General features: G+C 60.2%; 9 protein-coding genes and 11 pseudogenes. 9 read left to right on the top strand and 11 right to left on the bottom strand.

Translation table 11 applies throughout. The annotated features are described in order from the left end of the window. Nucleotides 1-126: 126 nt before the first annotated feature. Nucleotides 127-770 (bottom strand): annotated as a pseudogene (locus LHFGNBLO_RS01095) (transposase); the annotation flags it as partial. 171 nt (nucleotides 771-941) lie between these two features. On the opposite strand from LHFGNBLO_RS01095, the gene LHFGNBLO_RS01100 reads away from it, so the two are divergent. After that, nucleotides 942-2,849: a putative bifunctional diguanylate cyclase/phosphodiesterase gene (locus LHFGNBLO_RS01100; RefSeq protein WP_258600353.1), complete on the top strand. Its 1,908-nt coding sequence runs from the start codon at nucleotides 942-944 to the stop codon at nucleotides 2,847-2,849. A 496-nt stretch (nucleotides 2,850-3,345) separates the two neighbouring features. Here LHFGNBLO_RS01100 and groL read toward each other — a convergent pair whose 3' ends face one another. From groL to LHFGNBLO_RS01115, 3 genes are all read right to left on the bottom strand, one after another. Further along, complete coding sequence (groL, locus tag LHFGNBLO_RS01105; protein ID WP_258600354.1) at nucleotides 3,346-4,998, bottom strand: chaperonin GroEL; 1,653 nt, start codon at nucleotides 4,996-4,998, stop codon at nucleotides 3,346-3,348. 64 nt (nucleotides 4,999-5,062) lie between these two features. Continuing rightward, nucleotides 5,063-5,359, bottom strand: coding sequence for a co-chaperone GroES (groES, locus tag LHFGNBLO_RS01110; RefSeq protein ID WP_258600357.1), 297 nt, complete (start codon nucleotides 5,357-5,359; stop codon nucleotides 5,063-5,065). 234 nt (nucleotides 5,360-5,593) lie between these two features. Beyond that, complete coding sequence (locus LHFGNBLO_RS01115; RefSeq protein ID WP_258600551.1) at nucleotides 5,594-5,836, bottom strand: hypothetical protein; 243 nt, start codon at nucleotides 5,834-5,836, stop codon at nucleotides 5,594-5,596. Here LHFGNBLO_RS01115 and LHFGNBLO_RS01120 point away from each other — a divergent pair. After that, nucleotides 5,815-6,234 (top strand): transposase, encoded by a 420-nt coding sequence (locus tag LHFGNBLO_RS01120; protein ID WP_258600359.1) that lies wholly within the window; start codon nucleotides 5,815-5,817, stop codon nucleotides 6,232-6,234. The genes LHFGNBLO_RS01115 and LHFGNBLO_RS01120 overlap by 22 nt on opposite strands. A 226-nt stretch (nucleotides 6,235-6,460) precedes the next feature. Here the strand turns inward: LHFGNBLO_RS01120 and LHFGNBLO_RS33560 are convergent. Then, nucleotides 6,461-6,586, bottom strand: a pseudogene (locus LHFGNBLO_RS33560) (transposase); the annotation flags it as partial. Nucleotides 6,587-7,173: 587 nt separating this feature from the next. Between LHFGNBLO_RS33560 and LHFGNBLO_RS01130 the strand changes: the two are divergent. Beyond that, nucleotides 7,174-7,629 (top strand): annotated as a pseudogene (locus tag LHFGNBLO_RS01130) (RNA polymerase sigma-54 factor); the annotation flags it as partial. Nucleotides 7,630-7,702: 73 nt separating this feature from the next. Here the strand turns inward: LHFGNBLO_RS01130 and LHFGNBLO_RS01135 are convergent. Together LHFGNBLO_RS01135 and LHFGNBLO_RS01140 are read right to left on the bottom strand one after the other, a co-directional pair. Next, nucleotides 7,703-8,072 (bottom strand): annotated as a pseudogene (locus LHFGNBLO_RS01135) (nitrogen fixation protein NifQ); the annotation flags it as partial. A gap of 58 nt (nucleotides 8,073-8,130) precedes the next feature. Next, nucleotides 8,131-8,389 (bottom strand): annotated as a pseudogene (locus tag LHFGNBLO_RS01140) (ATP-binding protein); the annotation flags it as partial. Nucleotides 8,390-8,559: 170 nt separating this feature from the next. On the opposite strand from LHFGNBLO_RS01140, the pseudogene LHFGNBLO_RS01145 reads away from it, so the two are divergent. Further along, nucleotides 8,560-9,872: pseudogene (locus tag LHFGNBLO_RS01145) on the top strand (ISKra4 family transposase); the annotation flags it as partial. A gap of 53 nt (nucleotides 9,873-9,925) precedes the next feature. Further along, nucleotides 9,926-10,867: pseudogene (locus LHFGNBLO_RS01150) on the top strand (IS630 family transposase). Nucleotides 10,868-10,917: 50 nt separating this feature from the next. Here LHFGNBLO_RS01150 and LHFGNBLO_RS01155 read toward each other — a convergent pair. Together LHFGNBLO_RS01155 and LHFGNBLO_RS01160 are read right to left on the bottom strand one after the other, a co-directional pair. Continuing rightward, nucleotides 10,918-11,273: pseudogene (locus LHFGNBLO_RS01155) on the bottom strand (transposase); the annotation flags it as partial. 161 nt (nucleotides 11,274-11,434) lie between these two features. Further along, the gene (locus tag LHFGNBLO_RS01160; protein WP_258580834.1) at nucleotides 11,435-12,466 is read right to left on the bottom strand and encodes a LacI family DNA-binding transcriptional regulator; all 1,032 of its coding nucleotides are present in this window, start codon (nucleotides 12,464-12,466) and stop codon (nucleotides 11,435-11,437) included. Between the two features lie 233 nt (nucleotides 12,467-12,699). On the opposite strand from LHFGNBLO_RS01160, the pseudogene LHFGNBLO_RS01165 reads away from it, so the two are divergent. The 4 genes and pseudogenes from LHFGNBLO_RS01165 to LHFGNBLO_RS01180 all read left to right on the top strand — a co-directional run. Continuing rightward, a pseudogene (locus tag LHFGNBLO_RS01165) lies at nucleotides 12,700-12,929 on the top strand (fatty acid desaturase); the annotation flags it as partial. 173 nt (nucleotides 12,930-13,102) lie between these two features. Next, nucleotides 13,103-13,486: pseudogene (locus tag LHFGNBLO_RS01170) on the top strand (3-methyl-2-oxobutanoate hydroxymethyltransferase); the annotation flags it as partial. 11 nt (nucleotides 13,487-13,497) lie between these two features. Further along, nucleotides 13,498-14,409, top strand: coding sequence for a LysR family transcriptional regulator (locus tag LHFGNBLO_RS01175; RefSeq protein WP_258600360.1), 912 nt, complete (start codon nucleotides 13,498-13,500; stop codon nucleotides 14,407-14,409). 59 nt (nucleotides 14,410-14,468) lie between these two features. Further along, a pseudogene (locus tag LHFGNBLO_RS01180) lies at nucleotides 14,469-15,172 on the top strand (IS6 family transposase). A gap of 475 nt (nucleotides 15,173-15,647) precedes the next feature. Here LHFGNBLO_RS01180 and LHFGNBLO_RS01185 read toward each other — a convergent pair. Both LHFGNBLO_RS01185 and LHFGNBLO_RS01190 read right to left on the bottom strand, forming a co-directional pair. Beyond that, nucleotides 15,648-15,923: a zf-TFIIB domain-containing protein gene (locus tag LHFGNBLO_RS01185; RefSeq protein WP_183465467.1), complete on the bottom strand. Its 276-nt coding sequence runs from the start codon at nucleotides 15,921-15,923 to the stop codon at nucleotides 15,648-15,650. A gap of 44 nt (nucleotides 15,924-15,967) precedes the next feature. Continuing rightward, nucleotides 15,968-16,726, bottom strand: a complete 759-nt coding sequence (locus LHFGNBLO_RS01190; RefSeq protein ID WP_258600033.1) for an IS5 family transposase — start codon at nucleotides 16,724-16,726, stop codon at nucleotides 15,968-15,970. Between the last annotated feature and the right edge of the window lie 39 nt (nucleotides 16,727-16,765).

Below are 16,765 nucleotides of genomic sequence, written 5' to 3' on the forward strand. Positions count from 1 at the left end.
GGTGCATTTTGACAAGCCTGATCGGGCGGCGGCGATGATCCGTCGTGATGGCAGGCGGGGTTTGCAGGTTGCGGTCGGCGGGTTCGTTTCGGGGCGCCTGCGCCCCATCGTTATGTCGCGAGTTGGGGGAATGCGATCGAGGACGATGCGCAGAATACGCTGGTCGGGGCAGGATGTCGGCAGGTGCAGGCGGATTTGCGTTTTCATCTCGACCACCCGCGCGGCGATTTTGATGAGGCGCAATCGCAGCGTGTCGAATTGGGCGACAGCAAAGCTCGAGCGTTTCGGCATCGCAGCGCGCAGGCCCCACATGAGCCAGTAGGCGCCGGCATGCAGGAAGAGCCGGAACTGGTTGGCCGTCGCTCTTGTCGCCCGCCCCATCGCGACCAGCTCCCGCACGCCGGGCAGGTTCTCCAGCCGGCAGATCGTCGACTGGGAGGCCAGATCCCGACCCGACGGCAGCGCATCCTGGGCCATCTTGAAGACCGGATCGGAGCGCAGCCGGTTGGCGTCATTGCCATCCTCATAGCCGGCGGCGATCATCTTCATGCGAAAGCCGATCATGTCCGCCAGGCTGTGGACGACCTGGTCCGGGCAGCGCGGATCATCGATGCAACGCGCCAACGGTCGGCCACCCGCAGTCGTTTTTCCACCTCGGCCAGCACCAGAACGCCACAGTTGGAGGACAACATGCCGCCATCGAAACGGGCGACGACGGACTTGCCGCCGACAGATGACAAACCGCTCAGCGGCGGGGTAAGATCATTCATGGCGGGTGTGGTCTCCGGGAAATGATTCGGATCGGCTTTAGCAACCAAATCCTACGTCATTTCAACGGCTTGCGCCACATCCGCCAACCACCCTGAATTTTTCGGGTTAGTTAACCCGTCCTTCAGTGGGCTTGCATAGGCTTGCGCTGCGATGAAGCTAGCTAGCCCGTCATGGACCTGAAGAAAGAAGACACGCTGGAGGCCAAAATCCGTCAGGATCAGCTTGCTGACCTGAGGGCTGGTCTCTTCGTGTCAATGCCGATCAGCACCGTCCTCTCAAGCCTTATTTTGTCGGTGCAGGCCCTTTCTGGCGGCGGCTCTGGCGCCGTGATCTGGTTCCTGGTCATCAATGCGATAAATGTCGGCCGCCTTGCACTCGCCCGTTATCAGCTAAAGCAAACGGGACGCCAGGACGATCTGACAGGGATTTCGCCGAGGCTTCGCTGGTTTGGCATCCTTGCTCTTCTGGCAGGGTTTGCCTGGTCGTTCCTTGCCGTCCTTACGGTTGGATACACGACACCTCACGCACCGCTGCATCTGATTATTCTGGCAGGCATCTCAGCTGGTGCTGTTACATACGGCAGTTCATATGCCGCGTCAGCGACCAACTTCATCACACCCCCGCTCCTCATCACAGCGGGGTGCTTGCTGGCGAAAGGCAACTTTGAAGGGTACGTTCTTTCTTTCGCCGTTCTACTCTTCCTGGGCGGCCTGGTTCGAGCCGCGTTTGTTGGACAAGCGCGCTTCCGCGAAGCGAGCCGCCTGAGGCATGAGGCCGAGCGGCTTGCGGCCGAAATGGAGGCCAATTCCAGGCAGGACCACCTGACGGCCCTTCTCAACAGGCGTGGCCTCGAACACGCTATCGGTCGGTTCGAGACTGCAGACGGCCCCTTCGTTGCAATGTTGATTGATCTAGACGGGTTCAAATCCGTCAACGATACGTACGGTCACAGGACCGGTGATGATCTGCTTGTCAGGATCGCCCGCCGGATAGAGCAGGAAGCGCCGGAAGGCTCAACGCTCGCCCGAATCGGCGGCGATGAATTCGTGCTGTTTTTCCCCTCACTGGGGGATTCGCTTTCTGCCAGTGATCTCGCCTCCAATATCATAGCCAAAATTGCCCGCCCCTATCCTGAGGTCGCCTCCGTCCGGGTCGGGGCATCGATAGGAATATACTTGGCGGAGAGCCCGGGACTGACAGAAATGTTGTTGCGGGCGGATATCGCCCTTTACACAGCCAAGCGTCGTGGCAGGAACGAGTTTTGCCTGTTCGATGCCGACCTCGACAGGGAACTGCAACGCCGCCAGTCCATCGAACGCGACCTTCATTCAGCGATAAAGACGAGAAGCTTGGCACCCTGGTTCCAGCCCATCGTGAAACTCGACACCGAGGCCGTGGTCGGTTTTGAAGCCTTGCTAAGGTGGTCCCATCCGATTCATGGTTCTATCTCTCCACCCGAAATCGTCACAGCCGCACGCCAAACCGGAATGCTTCAGCTGCTGACCCAAACGGTCTTCGCTGACTGTTGTGCACTTATCGACGGCATGGTGAAAGCTGACTGTCGTGATCTTCGTGTGGCGATGAATGTATCACCGCGCGAACTGGAAGCCGGCGATATCGACGACATGGTTCTGGATGGTCTGGCGGCAAATGATCTCCCTGCAACGATGTTCGAAATCGAGATTACTGAAGAATCCCCGGTGGACCCGGACAGAGTGGATGAAAAGCTCGGACGGCTTTCACATGCCGGCATTTCCATCGCGCTCGATGACTTCGGCACCGGCTTTTCCACCTTGGCATCGCTCAAGGACAGCCGGATACGCAAGGTGAAAATAGACCAAGGCTTCATTCGCGGCTTGGCCAAGTCCCGAGAGGACCGGCTGCTTGTCAAAACGGTCATCGATCTTGGCAGGACGCTCGGGATCGACGTCATGGCCGAGGGCGTCGAAACAGAGGCAGATCGGCAAACTCTGCTCAAGCTTGGCTGCAGAACTGCTCAGGGCTTCCTGTTCTCCAAGGCGGTGCCTCTGAACCAGGCGATCGATTTGGCAGTAAAAGAGCACGCAAAGGAGTTGTGACCGGCACGCGTCGCGCAATACCAGGATCTGCCGGGTGAGGCTTTGATCTCAGCAATGCTCATTCGCGAGAGCTCGATCAGCGTGTCGCCAAGCCGAGTTGCACTGGGCAAGCAGCGCCCGGCCGGCGACGGAAAGGTGAACTGCATCTGGCGTTCGTCGCGGAGCCGAGCTGGCGGATGACCAGGCCAGCGTGTTCCATCCGACCAGAGGTATCACCGCGCTCGATTCCAGCGCCAGCATGCACGCGATGGTGCCGACCGACTGCCGTCCGCCGCCCGCGCGCCGTCCACCGCTTGGGCAGGAAAGCCGCCTATGGCGAACAGAATGAATTCAGTCATTGGTGTCCGCCATGAAAGTGCCGCCGTATGATGCCCGTGATCGGGCCTGCCCCTCCGCATTCTAGAGGACGCCGGCCCCCTGTGGGCAAAAAGGTTCGCCGAAAGAAAAAGGGCGGCACTGCTGCCGCCCTTTCCGTGAATGCGAGGCAATGGCTGGATTAGAAATCCATACCGCCCATGCCGCCCATGCCACCGCCGGGCATACCACCCGGCATGCCGCCGCCAGCCGACTCCTTCTTGGGAGCCTCCGCAATCATGGCTTCGGTGGTGACGAGCAGGCCGGCGACCGAGGCCGCGTCCTGGAGAGCGGTGCGCACAACCTTCATTGGGTCGACGATGCCCATGGCGATCATGTCGCCATATTCGCCGGTCTGGGCGTTGTAGCCGAAGGTTGCATCCTTGTTGTCGAGGATCTTGCCGGCCACGATCGAAGCTTCGGCACCGGCGTTGGCAGCGATCTGGCGGGCCGGAGCCTGCAGGGCGCGACGGACGATGGCGATGCCGGCCGTCTGATCGGCATTGGCGCCGGTGACGGTGATGGCCAGCGAAGCGCGCAGCAGGGCGACGCCGCCGCCAGCAACGATGCCTTCTTCCACGGCCGCGCGGGTCGCGTTGAGGGCGTCATCGACGCGGTCCTTCTTTTCCTTGACTTCGACTTCCGTCGCACCGCCGACGCGGATCACGGCAACGCCGCCCGCGAGCTTCGCGAGACGTTCCTGCAGCTTCTCCTTGTCGTAGTCCGAGGTGGTCTCCTCGATCTGCTGCTTGATCTGGGCAACGCGGCCCTGGATCTCGGCCTTCTTGCCGGCGCCGTCGACGATGGTGGTGTTCTCCTTGGAGATCGACACCTTCTTGGCGCGGCCGAGCATGTTGAGGCCGACGTTCTCGAGCTTGATGCCGAGGTCTTCCGAGATGACCTGGCCACCGGTGAGGATGGCGATGTCTTCCAGCATGGCCTTGCGGCGATCACCGAAGCCCGGCGCCTTGACGGCGGCGATCTTCAGGCCGCCACGCAGCTTGTTGACGACCAGCGTGGCCAGGGCCTCGCCTTCGACGTCTTCCGAGATGATCAGCAGCGGCTTCGAGGTCTGCACGACGGCTTCGAGAACCGGCAGCATGGCCTGCAGGTTGGAGAGCTTCTTCTCGTGGAGAAGGATGTAGACGTCCTCGAGCTCGGCAACCATCTTGTCGGCGTTGGTGACGAAGTAGGGCGACTGGTAGCCGCGGTCGAACTGCATGCCTTCGACGACTTCGAGTTCGGTCTCGGCGGTCTTGGCTTCTTCAACCGTGATGACGCCTTCATTGCCGACCTTCTGCATCGCTTCGGCGATCATCTTGCCGACCGAAGCGTCGCCATTGCCGGCGATGGTGCCGACCTGGGCAACCTCTTCCGAGGTCTTGATCTTCTTGGCGTTCTTGACGAGGTGAGCGACGACTTCGGTCACGGCCAGATCGATGCCGCGCTTCAGGTCCATCGGGTTCATGCCGGCGGCAACCGCCTTGTGGCCTTCCTGGACGATCGACTGCGCCAGAACGGTCGCGGTCGTGGTGCCGTCGCCGGCGATGTCGTTGGTCTTGGACGCGACTTCGCGGATCATCTGCGCGCCCATGTTCTCGAACTTGTCGGAAAGTTCGATTTCCTTGGCGACGGTGACGCCGTCCTTGGTGATGCGCGGGGCGCCGAACGACTTGTCGATAACGACGTTACGGCCCTTGGGACCGAGCGTGACCTTCACCGCGTCGGCCAGGATGTTGATGCCGTGAAGCATGCGCTCGCGGGCATCACGGGAGAATTTTACGTCTTTGGCCATTTTTTACTCCTGGGCATTTCGCCCGAATTCAGATTGGATGGTGCGGATGAAAGGCGGCGGCGTGTCAGCTGATTATGCCCATGATGTCGGATTCCTTCATGATCAGAAGGTCTTCGCCATCGAGCTTGACTTCGGTGCCCGACCACTTGCCGAACAGGATGCGGTCGCCCGCCTTGACGTCCAGCGGGACGAGCTTGCCGGCTTCGTCGCGGGCGCCGGAGCCGACGGCGATGATCTCGCCTTCCTGCGGCTTTTCCTTAGCCGTATCCGGGATGATGATCCCGCCGGCGGTCTTCGCTTCGGACTCGACGCGACGAACGACCACGCGGTCATGAAGCGGCCGGAGATTCGACTTTGCCATTTTTGGATGTCCCTGGTTCGGATGTTGAACAGTGCTCCGTTGCCGGAGAGTTGTTAGCACTCACCAGAGGCGAGTGCTAACATGGCGGTGAGATAGGCCGTCGGCTGGCACTAGTCAAGACGAAGAGGGGACGGGCGAAGAGCAAAAGATTTTGGAACCGGCGCGGAAGCGCCGGCTCCCCTTTACGTGAGGAGAACGCTCATTCTGCATTGCCAATCGCTCGTCCCCACCGGCTCAAACAATCTCCGCCCGCGGCGCCTGCCTGGTGTGGCCGGCGGGGAAGGGCCAGAACGGCAGTTCGCCCAGTGTGCTTTTTCGGCGAAGAGCGCCGCGCGGATACGGCACCGGCAAGTTCCTCGGATGGCTCGTCGACCAGAACATCGCGCCGCAAATTCCGGTGTGGGACAAGAGCCAGCGTGATGACGTAACCTTCAGCCGCGCGGACTTCATCTTCGATGCGGTCCAGAACAAGTTCATCTTTCCCGCCGGCAAGGCAGTATCGTCGCAACTTCGCGGTCCCGCGCACAGGCAGTGTCAGCGGTGGAAACCGGAAATCCCGGGCCAGCAAACGAGACTGCCAGAGTTGTGAACTCAAGCGCCGCTGCTATCCAAAGACGCCAGTGCGCGATGTGCTGCGCTGCGTCCACGAGGAGGCACGCGAGACGGCCGTCAAAGCGGATACGCCCGAGTTCGGACGGTCGCGCAACGAACGCAAGAAGGTCGAGATGCTCTTCGCACGCCTGAAGACCGCGCTCCGCTTCGAACGCAGGAGATTACGCGGCCTGAGCGGAGCCTGTGACGAGTTCCTCATGGGCGCCATCACGCCTGCGACGACTGGTGCGGCTGACCACGCCAACGGTGCCGGCACAACATGATGGAGGCCAATCCGTAGAATTCTCGTCAATGAGCGAAGATATAAGCGCCATTCATCCGACCGCCGTTACGCCTCCAGACAGGCAGACAGGGATCGCAATCGAGTTTTTTCACGGCATCGTCAATTTTTCTCGATTCGGGAACGTGACGTTGCGAGCCCGTCCTCCCGCGGCTTCCTCCTTCCAGGGTTGTGTGCGTCAAGTTCTGCAAAAAGGGGCGGTCATGAAGTCATGCGGCTTGGCGCAGAGCGAGCTTCTTGTGCTCGCGCAGGTCGTCCATGTTGGTGCAGCTTTCGGCGTTGGGAAAGATGCATACGACATAAGTGCGCCGGCGGATTTCCTCGTTGAGCCGCTCGCGCAGCGTTCAACGCTCTGATCAAGGTCACGCGCGAACGGTTGAAGCGCCCGTGGACCTTAAGTGCACTCGATGCGGCCACCGTGGGAATCGCTCGCCAAAGGTGTGGGCGCGCAATCACGAGCTCACGTGTGACACCCGCTTCGTGCGCGCTGCACTCGGCCTACATCCGCTAGGCTCGACGTGCGGGGACGCTCGGCTGCTATTTGTCCGTCGCTGCTGAGATACCCCGCTTGGATCGGAGGGGGCGCCCTGGTCACCGAATTCGGCGCAGGGAGGATCTGACGATTGACGGCCATTGTTGTAAGCAATTTAACATAATGGATTCGGCACTGTTTTCTTAACATATTGATTTTAACAGACATTTTCCAGTTCCATAATATGCGTTATGCAACTTTCATCGGTAAAGATCAATATTTCTTAATAGTTCACAGTATTAATGGCTCTTGTTGCAGTCTTATCGACGATAACCGGAAGGAAACGGTCAGTGTTTCGACAGTAACGCTTACTCGACGTCTCGGTTCGACAGATAGATGCTACTTGAGACCCCTCATCGTCTGACAAAAATGGACGGGAGACTCTGAACTCTAAAGGTGGCGACCGAAATCGTGCGCCAGCAGGATGCCTTTCTGGAATATGGCGTCGCCCACCTACGGCCCCTCAATCTCAAGGCGGTCGCTAAAGCGATCAACATGCACGAGTCGACGGTGAGACGGGTGACGTCGAACAAGTACATGCTTACCCCACGCGGGGTGTTCGAACTGAAGTATTTTTTCACTTGTCGCGATCGCCTCCTCCGAAGGGGTGACGCGCACTCCGCCGAAGCTGTCCGCCATCGAATCAAGGCGATAATCGCCGAAGAATTGCTTGATGACGTGCTTTCCGACGATGACATTGCTGGCCGGCTCAAGGAAACCGGCATCGATGTCGCTCGCCGCACCGTCACAAAATATCGCGAGGCGATGAATATCCCCTCCTCCATACAGCGGCGCCGCGAAAAGCGCTTATGGCTCAACGGCGATCAAGGCCTGAAGGCCTCGTAACCCTGACGAAGCGGCCCTTAATCCAATGCGATCCCGTTCTTGACTCCATGAGGCGGCTTTCGCCTTCCTCCGGGGTGTTGCCTTCCGCCAGCGTCGGAAAGTGCGTGGCAAGCAGGCGGCTGAGCTCGGCCCGATTGAAGAGGCCAAGGTCCTGCCAGAGATGGTCGTTGCGCATGGCACGCCGGGCGATGATCTTGGCGAAGCGGGCGCTCTCCGGTCGCCCGGCCGGGCATGCGCCAGGCCGCGCACAAGTTCTTCCTCCATATCCGGCTCTGGATCGCGGGCGTCATCCAAGAGGCTTTCATAGCGGTAGCAGGAAAACTGCGGGTCAGGACATCGCTCAACTCGGCCCGGGAAAGGCCGGTTGACTGCGTCGCCGTCGCCTCGCCGGCCTCGACCTCCTTGAGCGCACACTGCGCATTTCGCTGATCGTGGGCAGTGATTTCACGCGATCGTGGGCAGCAGAAGCCTGGCCGACGGTTGCTACGAGTTCACTGGTTTTTAGTCGGCGTCAAGCGCTTGCTTGCCAGCTATTTTCCGCAAGCTTTCGCCGGTCATGTTGATGCGGTGAGCATTGTGAACGAGGCGGTCGAGGATGGCGTCGGCAAGGTGGGATCGTCGCCGATGACTTCGTGCACTGATCGACGGGCACTTGGCTTGTTACGATGGTGGAGGCTCGCCCGTTGCGGTCTTCAAGCATCTCCAGCAGATCGATCCGCTGGCTTTGAGTGAGCACCGAGATGCCCCAGTCGTCCAGTAATGTTGAGCACAGATTACTGGACTTGGACTAACCCGCTCCGCGACCGCGGAGCGGCAAGGGTGTGTGCCGACCGCGTGATCTGATCGCGTCGTCTGTCGCGCTGGTCATGTGTCCACAAGAAGCTCCGACTGCGTCAGCATGGGGGTGGCTGCTTGCAGCCCATTCCATCGGGACTGTCATTGTCGGAAGCGAAGACCCTTCTCGCCCCGTTGCAGCAGGCGATGGTGGAAACACATGTGGAGTTCTGGCTCAGAGAAAACCGCGGGCTGGATGGCCGCCGGCTGCGTAGCAAGGGAAGCTATCCCGTCACCTTCCATACCCTGTTCAGCGACGTGCAACTGAAGAGTCCGCGCTATTGTCTGCCACGGCCGGCTGGCGGAAACGGCCCCGCGACGATATAGCCACTCCGTAAACTGATCCCCGACCACATCGCGCCAGAACGCCTCTATCTGGAAACCCGGTGGGCCTCGCTCGTGCCTTATGCCGCCGCAGCCGCGCTGCTGGCCGACGTGTTGCCGATCGCAAGCGGCGCCAACGCCACGACGGTCGGGCAGCATGCCTTGCGCGCCGCCCACCGCATCGAGCGGGATCTCACGGAAGAGCGTGTATCCTTCATGCAGGATGCCTGCTCCCGCGACTGGATGAACCTGCCTGTTCCCGATGGCCGCATCGTCATCGGCCTGGACGGCGGCTACATACGGGACCGCGACGACCGGAAGAAGAATTTTGAGCTGATCGTCGGCCGCTCGCTCCCCGAAGACGGCGATCCCCGCTCTATCGGTTTTGTCCACGGCTACGATCGAAAGCCGCAGCTGCGCATCCTCGATCACCTCAAGAAGCAGGGCGTCCAGGCTAATCAGCATATCACCTTCATCACGGATGGCGGTGAAGAGGTCCGCTCGCTCGCCGAGATGATCGCGCCAGCCAGCGAGCATGTCCTGGATTGGTTCCACATCACCATGCGCATCACGGTCCTGCGCCAATTTGCCCAGGGCGTTGAAAATCACGACGAGCAGGCCGGACAGGACCTGCTTGAAACGCTTCGCAGGATCAAATGGCATCTCTGGCATGGCAATGCCTGGCGTGCCCGTGAGGAAATCGAAGACATGCAATTCCATGCGGAAGACCTCGAAACGGACTATCCGAACATGCGCAAGTTCCTCACGGCCATTGGCGAGTTCCAGAGTTACATCGCCTCCAATACTGCAAGCCTGATCAATTATGGCGAGCGCTACCGGTCCCGAGAGCGCATCTCCTCAGCCTTCGTTGAGGCCACCGTCAACGCCGTCATCTCCAAGCGGTTCGCCAAGAAACAGCAGATGCAGTGGAGCAGGACCGGCGCGCATCTTCTGCTGCAAACCGGCAGCAGACCCTCGACGGCTCCCTGCGCTCAACCTTCCGGCAATGGTATCCCGGCATGGCGAACGACAATCACGGGCACGACGAACTAGAGCACATCCGGGGATCGATGAATCGATTGTGATGTGACGAGGGCGTTGGCGGTGTGATTCAACATCCACTTTCATGAGGTGGATGATGGGAAGAGCATTGAGCGAAGATCTTCGGTCTCGGGTTCTGCAGGCCTCGGACGCCGGCATGTCGGCCCGGCGGGCTGCGGCGCGGTTCGGGGTTGGTATATCGAGTGCGATCCGTTGGATCGCTCGGCAAAGATCGGCGAACTGGGGCCGAGGCGACAAGGCCGCCGACGCGGGTCCAGCCTCGATACGCATGAAGCCTTCCTCGTCGGGCTGATCGATGAACGCAAGGACATCACGCTTAATGAGATGGTGGAACGGCTGGCGGTCGAACGATCGGCTCGGATCAGTCGCAGTGCCTTAAGCGCCTGGCTTGGCCAGCACGGCTGGACGTTCAAAAAAGTCCGCACATGCACTGGAGCAGGATCGTCCCGACATCCTGAAGCGTCGTCGCGCGTGGTTCGACGGCCAACTCGATCTCGATCCGGCAAAGCTGGTGTTCATCGATGAAACTGGATTATCGACCAAGATGGCCCGGCTGCGGGGCCGTGCGCCATGCGGTGAGCGCTGCCGGGCAGGCGTGCCGCACGGCCATTGGAAAACCACCACTTTCACCGGCGCACTGCGGCTGACGGGCATGACCGCCCCATTCGTCTACGACGGCGCCATGAACGGCAACGTGTTCCTGGCCTATGTCGAGCAGGTGCTGGTCCCGACCCTGTCGGAGGGCGACATCGTCGTGATGGACAACCTGCCCGCCCACAAGGCGGCCGGCGTTCGGGACGCGATCGAGACCGCCGGCGCAAGGCTCATGTTCCTGCCGCCCTATAGCCCCGACTTTAATCCCATCGAGAATGCCTTCTCAAAACTCAAGGCGCTCCTACGCGCCAAGGCCGAGAGAACCATCACCGCTCTGTGGGATGCGGTCGGCTCACTCCTTGATCAGTTCACGCCAGCCGAATGCGCCAACTACTTCCAGGCCGCCGGATATGACCCAAATTAAACAGGACGTGCTCTAGCACGCGCCGCCTAACCGCCCACAAATCCTTATGCTCCCTTGGGCGATTGCCATGTCCGCGCCCGACGGCTCAGGGTGGTATGAGCGGGGACAGCGAGCGCCCGCCCCATCAGTTGCAGCACCGATTCCAGCAAGCCTTCTGCCTGGCGCAGCCGCAGGCCAAACACAAGGCCCAGCGTCAAGGTGGTCTCGATCGCCAGACAGAATACCGGTGCTGGCCGCCACGTGTCTTGCGTCTTGGCGCTTGCCACCCGGACAGGGCTTCCGGCGTCACCCACAGGGTCAAACTGCCGCGATGACGAAGTCCTGCCTCATATTCTGGCCAGTTCGTCGACCTGAACTTCATCTTCCCAATATGATGGCGGCGGCTGGTATTGTGTTTGAAAGGCATGGCTACGCTACAAAGGCTATTGCGGTTACCGCTTGCCTAAACCCACTAAAAGATCCGTGCACCAACGCCCCCGGCGCGGCTACCGTCATCCGGCGGCGGGAAACGGTCAATCCATCGCGATGAATTTTTATCATCTATGATAGATTTTATCGCAGAGACGCCTAGATATTCTCCGGCAGGTAGATGTCGAAGGGCAGGAAGGTCTGTCCCGGCGCGTTGGCGGCGCCGTCCTTGATGGTATGCGCCATGAGATCGACGAGATCGCTGCCCAGCCGCGCCAGCGGCGTTGCGAGCACCATGGTGAGGATGTTGTTGGCGAGTGCAGCGCGCGACTCAGGCGTTATCTCGTTGCAGATCATGACCGGAGGCTGGGCAGGCATGGCCATTCTCACCGCCGTGATAGCTCCCTCCATGCCGCCCCCGGCTATGTAGCACCCGACGAGATCGGGATGCCTCTCGAGCAGGTCGAGCATTGCATCGTGGGTCAAATCGGCCGTCTCGAGATTGACCAGCGTCTCAAGTACTATGAAGTCCGGTGCGTGTTCCCGGAAGTAGGCGCGCACGCCGATCTCGCGCAACTCTTGGCCGTGAAAGCGGTGGCTGCCGACAAACACCGCGACCTTGCCGGGCCGCCTAGCGCACTTCGCGATCATCCACGCGGCGGTGCGTCCTACCTTGCGGTTGTCGAGGCCCACATAGCCCTCCCGTACGCCGGAGGCGCAATCGGACAGGAGCGAAAACACCGGAATACCGCGGGCCTTCAAGCTCTCCACGGCGACCGTGACCGTTGGATGATCGGGGCTGACCAACGCGACGGCGTTCGTTTTCGCTGCCAGTTTCTCCAGATGGACGACGATGTCCTCGGGAGCCTGGCTCGACCAGAAATCAATGACCGCAACGCCGCGGAACCGCGACGCATGGGTCGTCGCGGCCTCCAACTCGCGCGCGAACTCCTGATAGAAATGCTGCTCGGGCTTCTGCAGAAGAAAGCCCAGCCGGTATTCCGGGAGATCCTGGCGGATCCGCTGCTTGATCAGGGGCGCGGCATGGTAGCCGATGACGGTCGCCGCCTCGTAGACCCGCTGCGCCGTCTCCTCGCGCACCGGAAGGCGGCTGTTCAAAACCCTGTCGACCGTCGCCACGCTGACCCCGGATGCCCGAGCCAAATCCGAAACCGTTGGTCGCTTGGCCAAGGCTAGCCTCCTTTTGAGGGTTTCGAAGGAATGATAGTAGATGATAGAAAAATTGCAAGCGCTGTTGAGGTAAATGATTGAATATGGTAGTTCTGTTGCATGACAGTTTGTCAGCCTTGGTCCTAGCCTGAAAAAGGAAGATCGTGATGAGCGCAACTGCCGCAGCCGACGACTATAGGCAGACGAACCGCGACTACAGTCTGATAGGGCGCTACGCGCAGCGCGCCGTCGAGCATATCAAGCACCACAGGTTCCCGATGGTGCCGTACCACGCGCTGCTGAAGCTGAACGGTTTTGGTCAAGCACGACCAGCCGTCGCCGTCGATCACCGGCAACCGGCGAAATGATCCCGACCTTCCCGCGCCAGTTGCGCAACGAGGACTACTTCGTCAAGCGCGAGCTGCCGCCAACGGCGCGGCCGTATCGCGAAGAGTTCCACGCCGAAACCAAGGTTGCCGCGGAACAACAGCCTCCCAAGGCTACGGAGGCGGCGGCCCGCCGTGGCCCGCGACATTCGCCTGGCCGACATTGCTGATCGCGAGGCGGGCGCGGCCGGGCCCACGGAACTGATGTCGCCCGACGTGAAACTCAAGACGTTGCTGGCGTCATGATCGCGCAAAATGGGAGGTGCAGCCGATGAGCAGGAAGAGACCCACGGTAGCGGATATCCGCGCCTTGAAAGACAAGTATCAGTTCACGATGATCCGCGTGGAGACGCTGGACGAGTTGGAGGCTGCCGAGAAGGCCGGCGTCGACATGGTTTCGGTGCCGCCTGAGATCATGGTTCTTCCGCATTTCCGCGAGGTTGCGCCAAGCCTGTTTGCGGTGCCGGGCGTCAATTTCTTCGAGGTCGGCACGGCGGACGATTTTGTGCGCTGGGCTTTCGCGCTCTACAAGGCGAGCGCCGACGCCGTCTATTGCAGCGCCAGTCTGGCGACCGTGGAGCGGCTCTCCGACGAGGCCATTCCGGTGATCGGCCATGTCGGGTTGATCCCATCGCGGGCCACCTGGACGGATGGATAGCCGCAGACATGCGTTTCAAAGGGCTTGATCTGAACCTTCTCGTCGTGCTCGACGCCCTGCTGGCCGAGCGCAATCTCTCGGCGGCGGCACGCCGCATCAACCTCAGTCAGCCGGCCATGAGTGCGGCCGTCGCCCGGCTGCGCGATTTTTTCGGCGATGAACTGTTCAGCATGAGCGGCCGAGAACGTATTCTGACATCACGTGCGGCAGCACTTGGCCCCGCAGTCCGCGAGACTCTCCTAAACATCCAGTCCTCGATTATTTCGTCGGATCCGTTTGACCCTGCTCGATCCGATCGCCGCTTCAGGATCAGTATTTCCGATTTCGCCGCGCTCGTGTTTCTTGAAACGGTCGTGGAGCGTGTTGCCCGGGAAGCCCCCGCCGTCACATTCGAATTGATGCCTCTCGAGGGCAGCCCTGATGAGGTCCTCCGGCGTGGTGAGGTCGATTTTTTGATCACTCCGGATGTGTTCATGTCGAACGCGCATCCAAGGATGGCGCTTTTCCACGAGAGGCTCGTATGCGTAGGCTGTCCCACGAACAAGCAGTTGCCACGGCACCTTACATTCGAGAGATACATGTCGATGAGGCACGTCTGCGTCAGGTTCGGACGTTTGCTGAAGCCCTCCATCGAGGAAGGGTTCTTGCTTGAGCATGGTCTTAAAAGACGTGTCGAAGTCGTCGTGCAGAGCTTCAGCATGATCCCGCCCATGGTGTCCGGCACAGCTCGTATAGCGACCGTGCCCCTCCGGCTGGTCAGGCATTTCGAAAACACGTTTCCCCTTCAGGTTGTCGAACTTCCGCTGCCGCTTCCCGGTTTCACCGAAGCCGCCCAGTGGCCGGCTCTCCACAATAGCGATCCGGCAAGCATCTGGTTGCGAGAGATAATGATGCAGGAGGCATCTCGGCCAGAGCTATGACGGAATTTGGTGCTGTCACATTGATTGAGGGGTAAGGAAATTGAGGTATCAGCGCGCCCATGACCGTGAGTGCACCGACCTACAAGAACCACCGCTATCCGATCGAAATCGTGGCCCGTGCTGTCTGGCTCTACTTCCGCTTCAATCTGAGCCTGCGCGATGTCGAGGAAATGCTGCTCGATCGCGGGATCGTCGTTTCCTACGAGACCATCCGCCGATGGTGCCGAAAGCACGGCCCTGATTATGCGCGCCGCATACGCCGCAAGGCACCAACGGACGATGATGTCTGGCACCTGGATGAAGTCGCGGTGCGCATCAACGGTCAGAAATGCTGGTTGTGGAGAGCGGTTGATCAGGACGGATATGTGCTCGAGGAGATTGTCCAGACGCGTCGCAACACCAAAGCCGCCAGGCGCCTGCTGACGCGACTTCTGAAGAAGCAGGGTCTGCCGCCAAAGCGTATGATCACCGACAAATTGCGCTCCTACGGGGCGGCCAAACGCCAGCTCATGCCGAACTTGGAACACCGCTCGCATAAGGCTTGAACAACCGGGCGGAGAATTCTCACCTGCCGTTCCGAAAACGGGAACGAACGCGACAGGGTTTCCGGTCGGTCGGCTCATTGCAGCATTTCGTGTCGATCTTCTCCGCCGTCCGAAATCTCTTCGTCCCATCCCAGACCAACCGCTCCGCCGCACAAATTCGAATCCATCGACGCCAAGCCATGGCCGCGTGGGAAGCCGTGAGTGCACGGCCTGCCTGAAAAGCGCGGCCTCACGCGGCCACATTTCAAACAACGTGACAACGCCAGCGCATGTTCTGCAAGCTCGAGAATTGGCGTCGCATCGCAACACGATACGATCGCCATGCACAGAACTACCTCTCAGCCCTTGCCCTCGCTAACAAAAAGACCCGGCACAATCTGGAGGGATTGGGTGCCGGGTCTTTAAGGTCACAATCGATTGGGCAGTTGTAGTGACGCTTCTTGGCTACGCCCCGCATGATTAACGAGCGATTAACTGCGGGCATATTCCTCAGCTTCTATTGGGCGACAAGGCGTCCAGATGGTCGTCCTGGTGACCGGGAATAACCGGTACGTCCCCGACAGCGTGCCGGTGTCGATTCTCGGGTGCCTTTTTGCGTTCATGGATGATTTGCTTCGCCGTTTTCGGTGTCAGTCAAGAGGACGCGCGATGCTGGCCTCGACCTGTTCAATTCGCTGGTGACCTTGGTCACCTCTAGAAATCGAAAAGCTCTCCAAGCATCGACTTTTTCTTTCTGTGGTTGGAATAGGAGTGATCGCGATCACCGCGTGATCCATCACGCTGTGTCTCCTCCCGGAAGCGCGGTTCTTCGGCATATCGTGACGGGGCTTCAATTGCGGCGGAGCGTTCGATGATTTTGTCGAGTTCGCCTCGGTCAAGCCAGACACCCCGGCATTTTGGGCAGTAGTCCACCTCAATCCCCTGGCGTTCGGACATCACGAGCGCGACATCATCGATCGGACATTTCATGTTCTGCTCCTCGGTTACTAAATACCACGTCCTAGGGTCCGGACTCATAACCAGTAGCTGACGATTGCCGCGAGGCAGACGGCGGCGAGGAAGCTCGTCGCCGATCGATCGTATCGTGTGGCAATGCGGCGGAAATCCTTGAGCCGTCCAAACATCCGCTCGATGGCGTTGCGATCGCGGTATAGGAATGGCGAGAAGCAGTTCTTCCAGCGTCGGTTAGCTTTCGGCGGAATGTTCGGCATCGTCCCTTTGCCCTCGACCTTGTGCCGGATGGCATTGGTGTCATAGCCCTTGTCGGCGTGCAGGATCGGGCTCTTCGGCATCTGCTCCAGAAGCAAATCCGCGGCACTGCAATCGGCGACCTGGCCACCGGTCAAAAGGAAAGCGATTGGGCGGCACAGGCCGTCGGTCAGGGCGTGGATTTTCGTGGTTCGACCACCGCGCGATCGGCCGATCGCCTGATTTTGTTCCCCTCCTTTGCCGCCTGAGGCACATCGATGCGCCTTCACCGCCGAGGAGTCGATAAGCACCTCCGCGGGTGGTCCGCTAGCCGAGACCAAGGCATGGAAGATGTCGACCCAGACGCCCTTGGCCGCCCATCGGACGAAGCGATTGTAGAGCGTCTTGCGCGGGCCGTAGGCATCCGGTGCGTCGACCCAACGACCACCTGACCTCAGGACATGCACGATACCGCTGATCACCCGGCGATCATCAACCCGCGGTTTCCCGCGTGTGTCGGTTGGCAAGAGCGCCACGAGCCGCCCAAACTGCTCCTCGGTCAGCCAGAAATAATCGCGATTCATCCGTGTGTCTCCCTTTGGAGACCGTGAATCACGAAGCAC

This window comes from Mesorhizobium sp. AR10 (assembly GCF_024746795.1).
GTDB lineage: Bacteria > Pseudomonadota > Alphaproteobacteria > Rhizobiales > Rhizobiaceae > Mesorhizobium.

Coding starts and splice junctions, on each gene's coding strand:
- groES (WP_258600357.1), bottom strand. CDS start 5,359: ATGGCAAAGTCGAATCTCCGGCCGCTTCATGACCGCGTGGTCGTTCGT.
- LHFGNBLO_RS01175 (WP_258600360.1), top strand. CDS start 13,498: ATGCGTTTCAAAGGGCTTGATCTGAACCTTCTCGTCGTGCTCGACGCC.
- LHFGNBLO_RS01185 (WP_183465467.1), bottom strand. CDS start 15,923: ATGAAATGTCCGATCGATGATGTCGCGCTCGTGATGTCCGAACGCCAG.
- LHFGNBLO_RS01115 (WP_258600551.1), bottom strand. CDS start 5,836: ATGAACTTGTTCTGGACCGCATCGAAGATGAAGTCCGCGCGGCTGAAG.
- groL (WP_258600354.1), bottom strand. CDS start 4,998: ATGGCCAAAGACGTAAAATTCTCCCGTGATGCCCGCGAGCGCATGCTT.
- LHFGNBLO_RS01120 (WP_258600359.1), top strand. CDS start 5,815: ATGCGGTCCAGAACAAGTTCATCTTTCCCGCCGGCAAGGCAGTATCGT.
- LHFGNBLO_RS01190 (WP_258600033.1), bottom strand. CDS start 16,726: ATGAATCGCGATTATTTCTGGCTGACCGAGGAGCAGTTTGGGCGGCTC.
- LHFGNBLO_RS01100 (WP_258600353.1), top strand. CDS start 942: ATGGACCTGAAGAAAGAAGACACGCTGGAGGCCAAAATCCGTCAGGAT.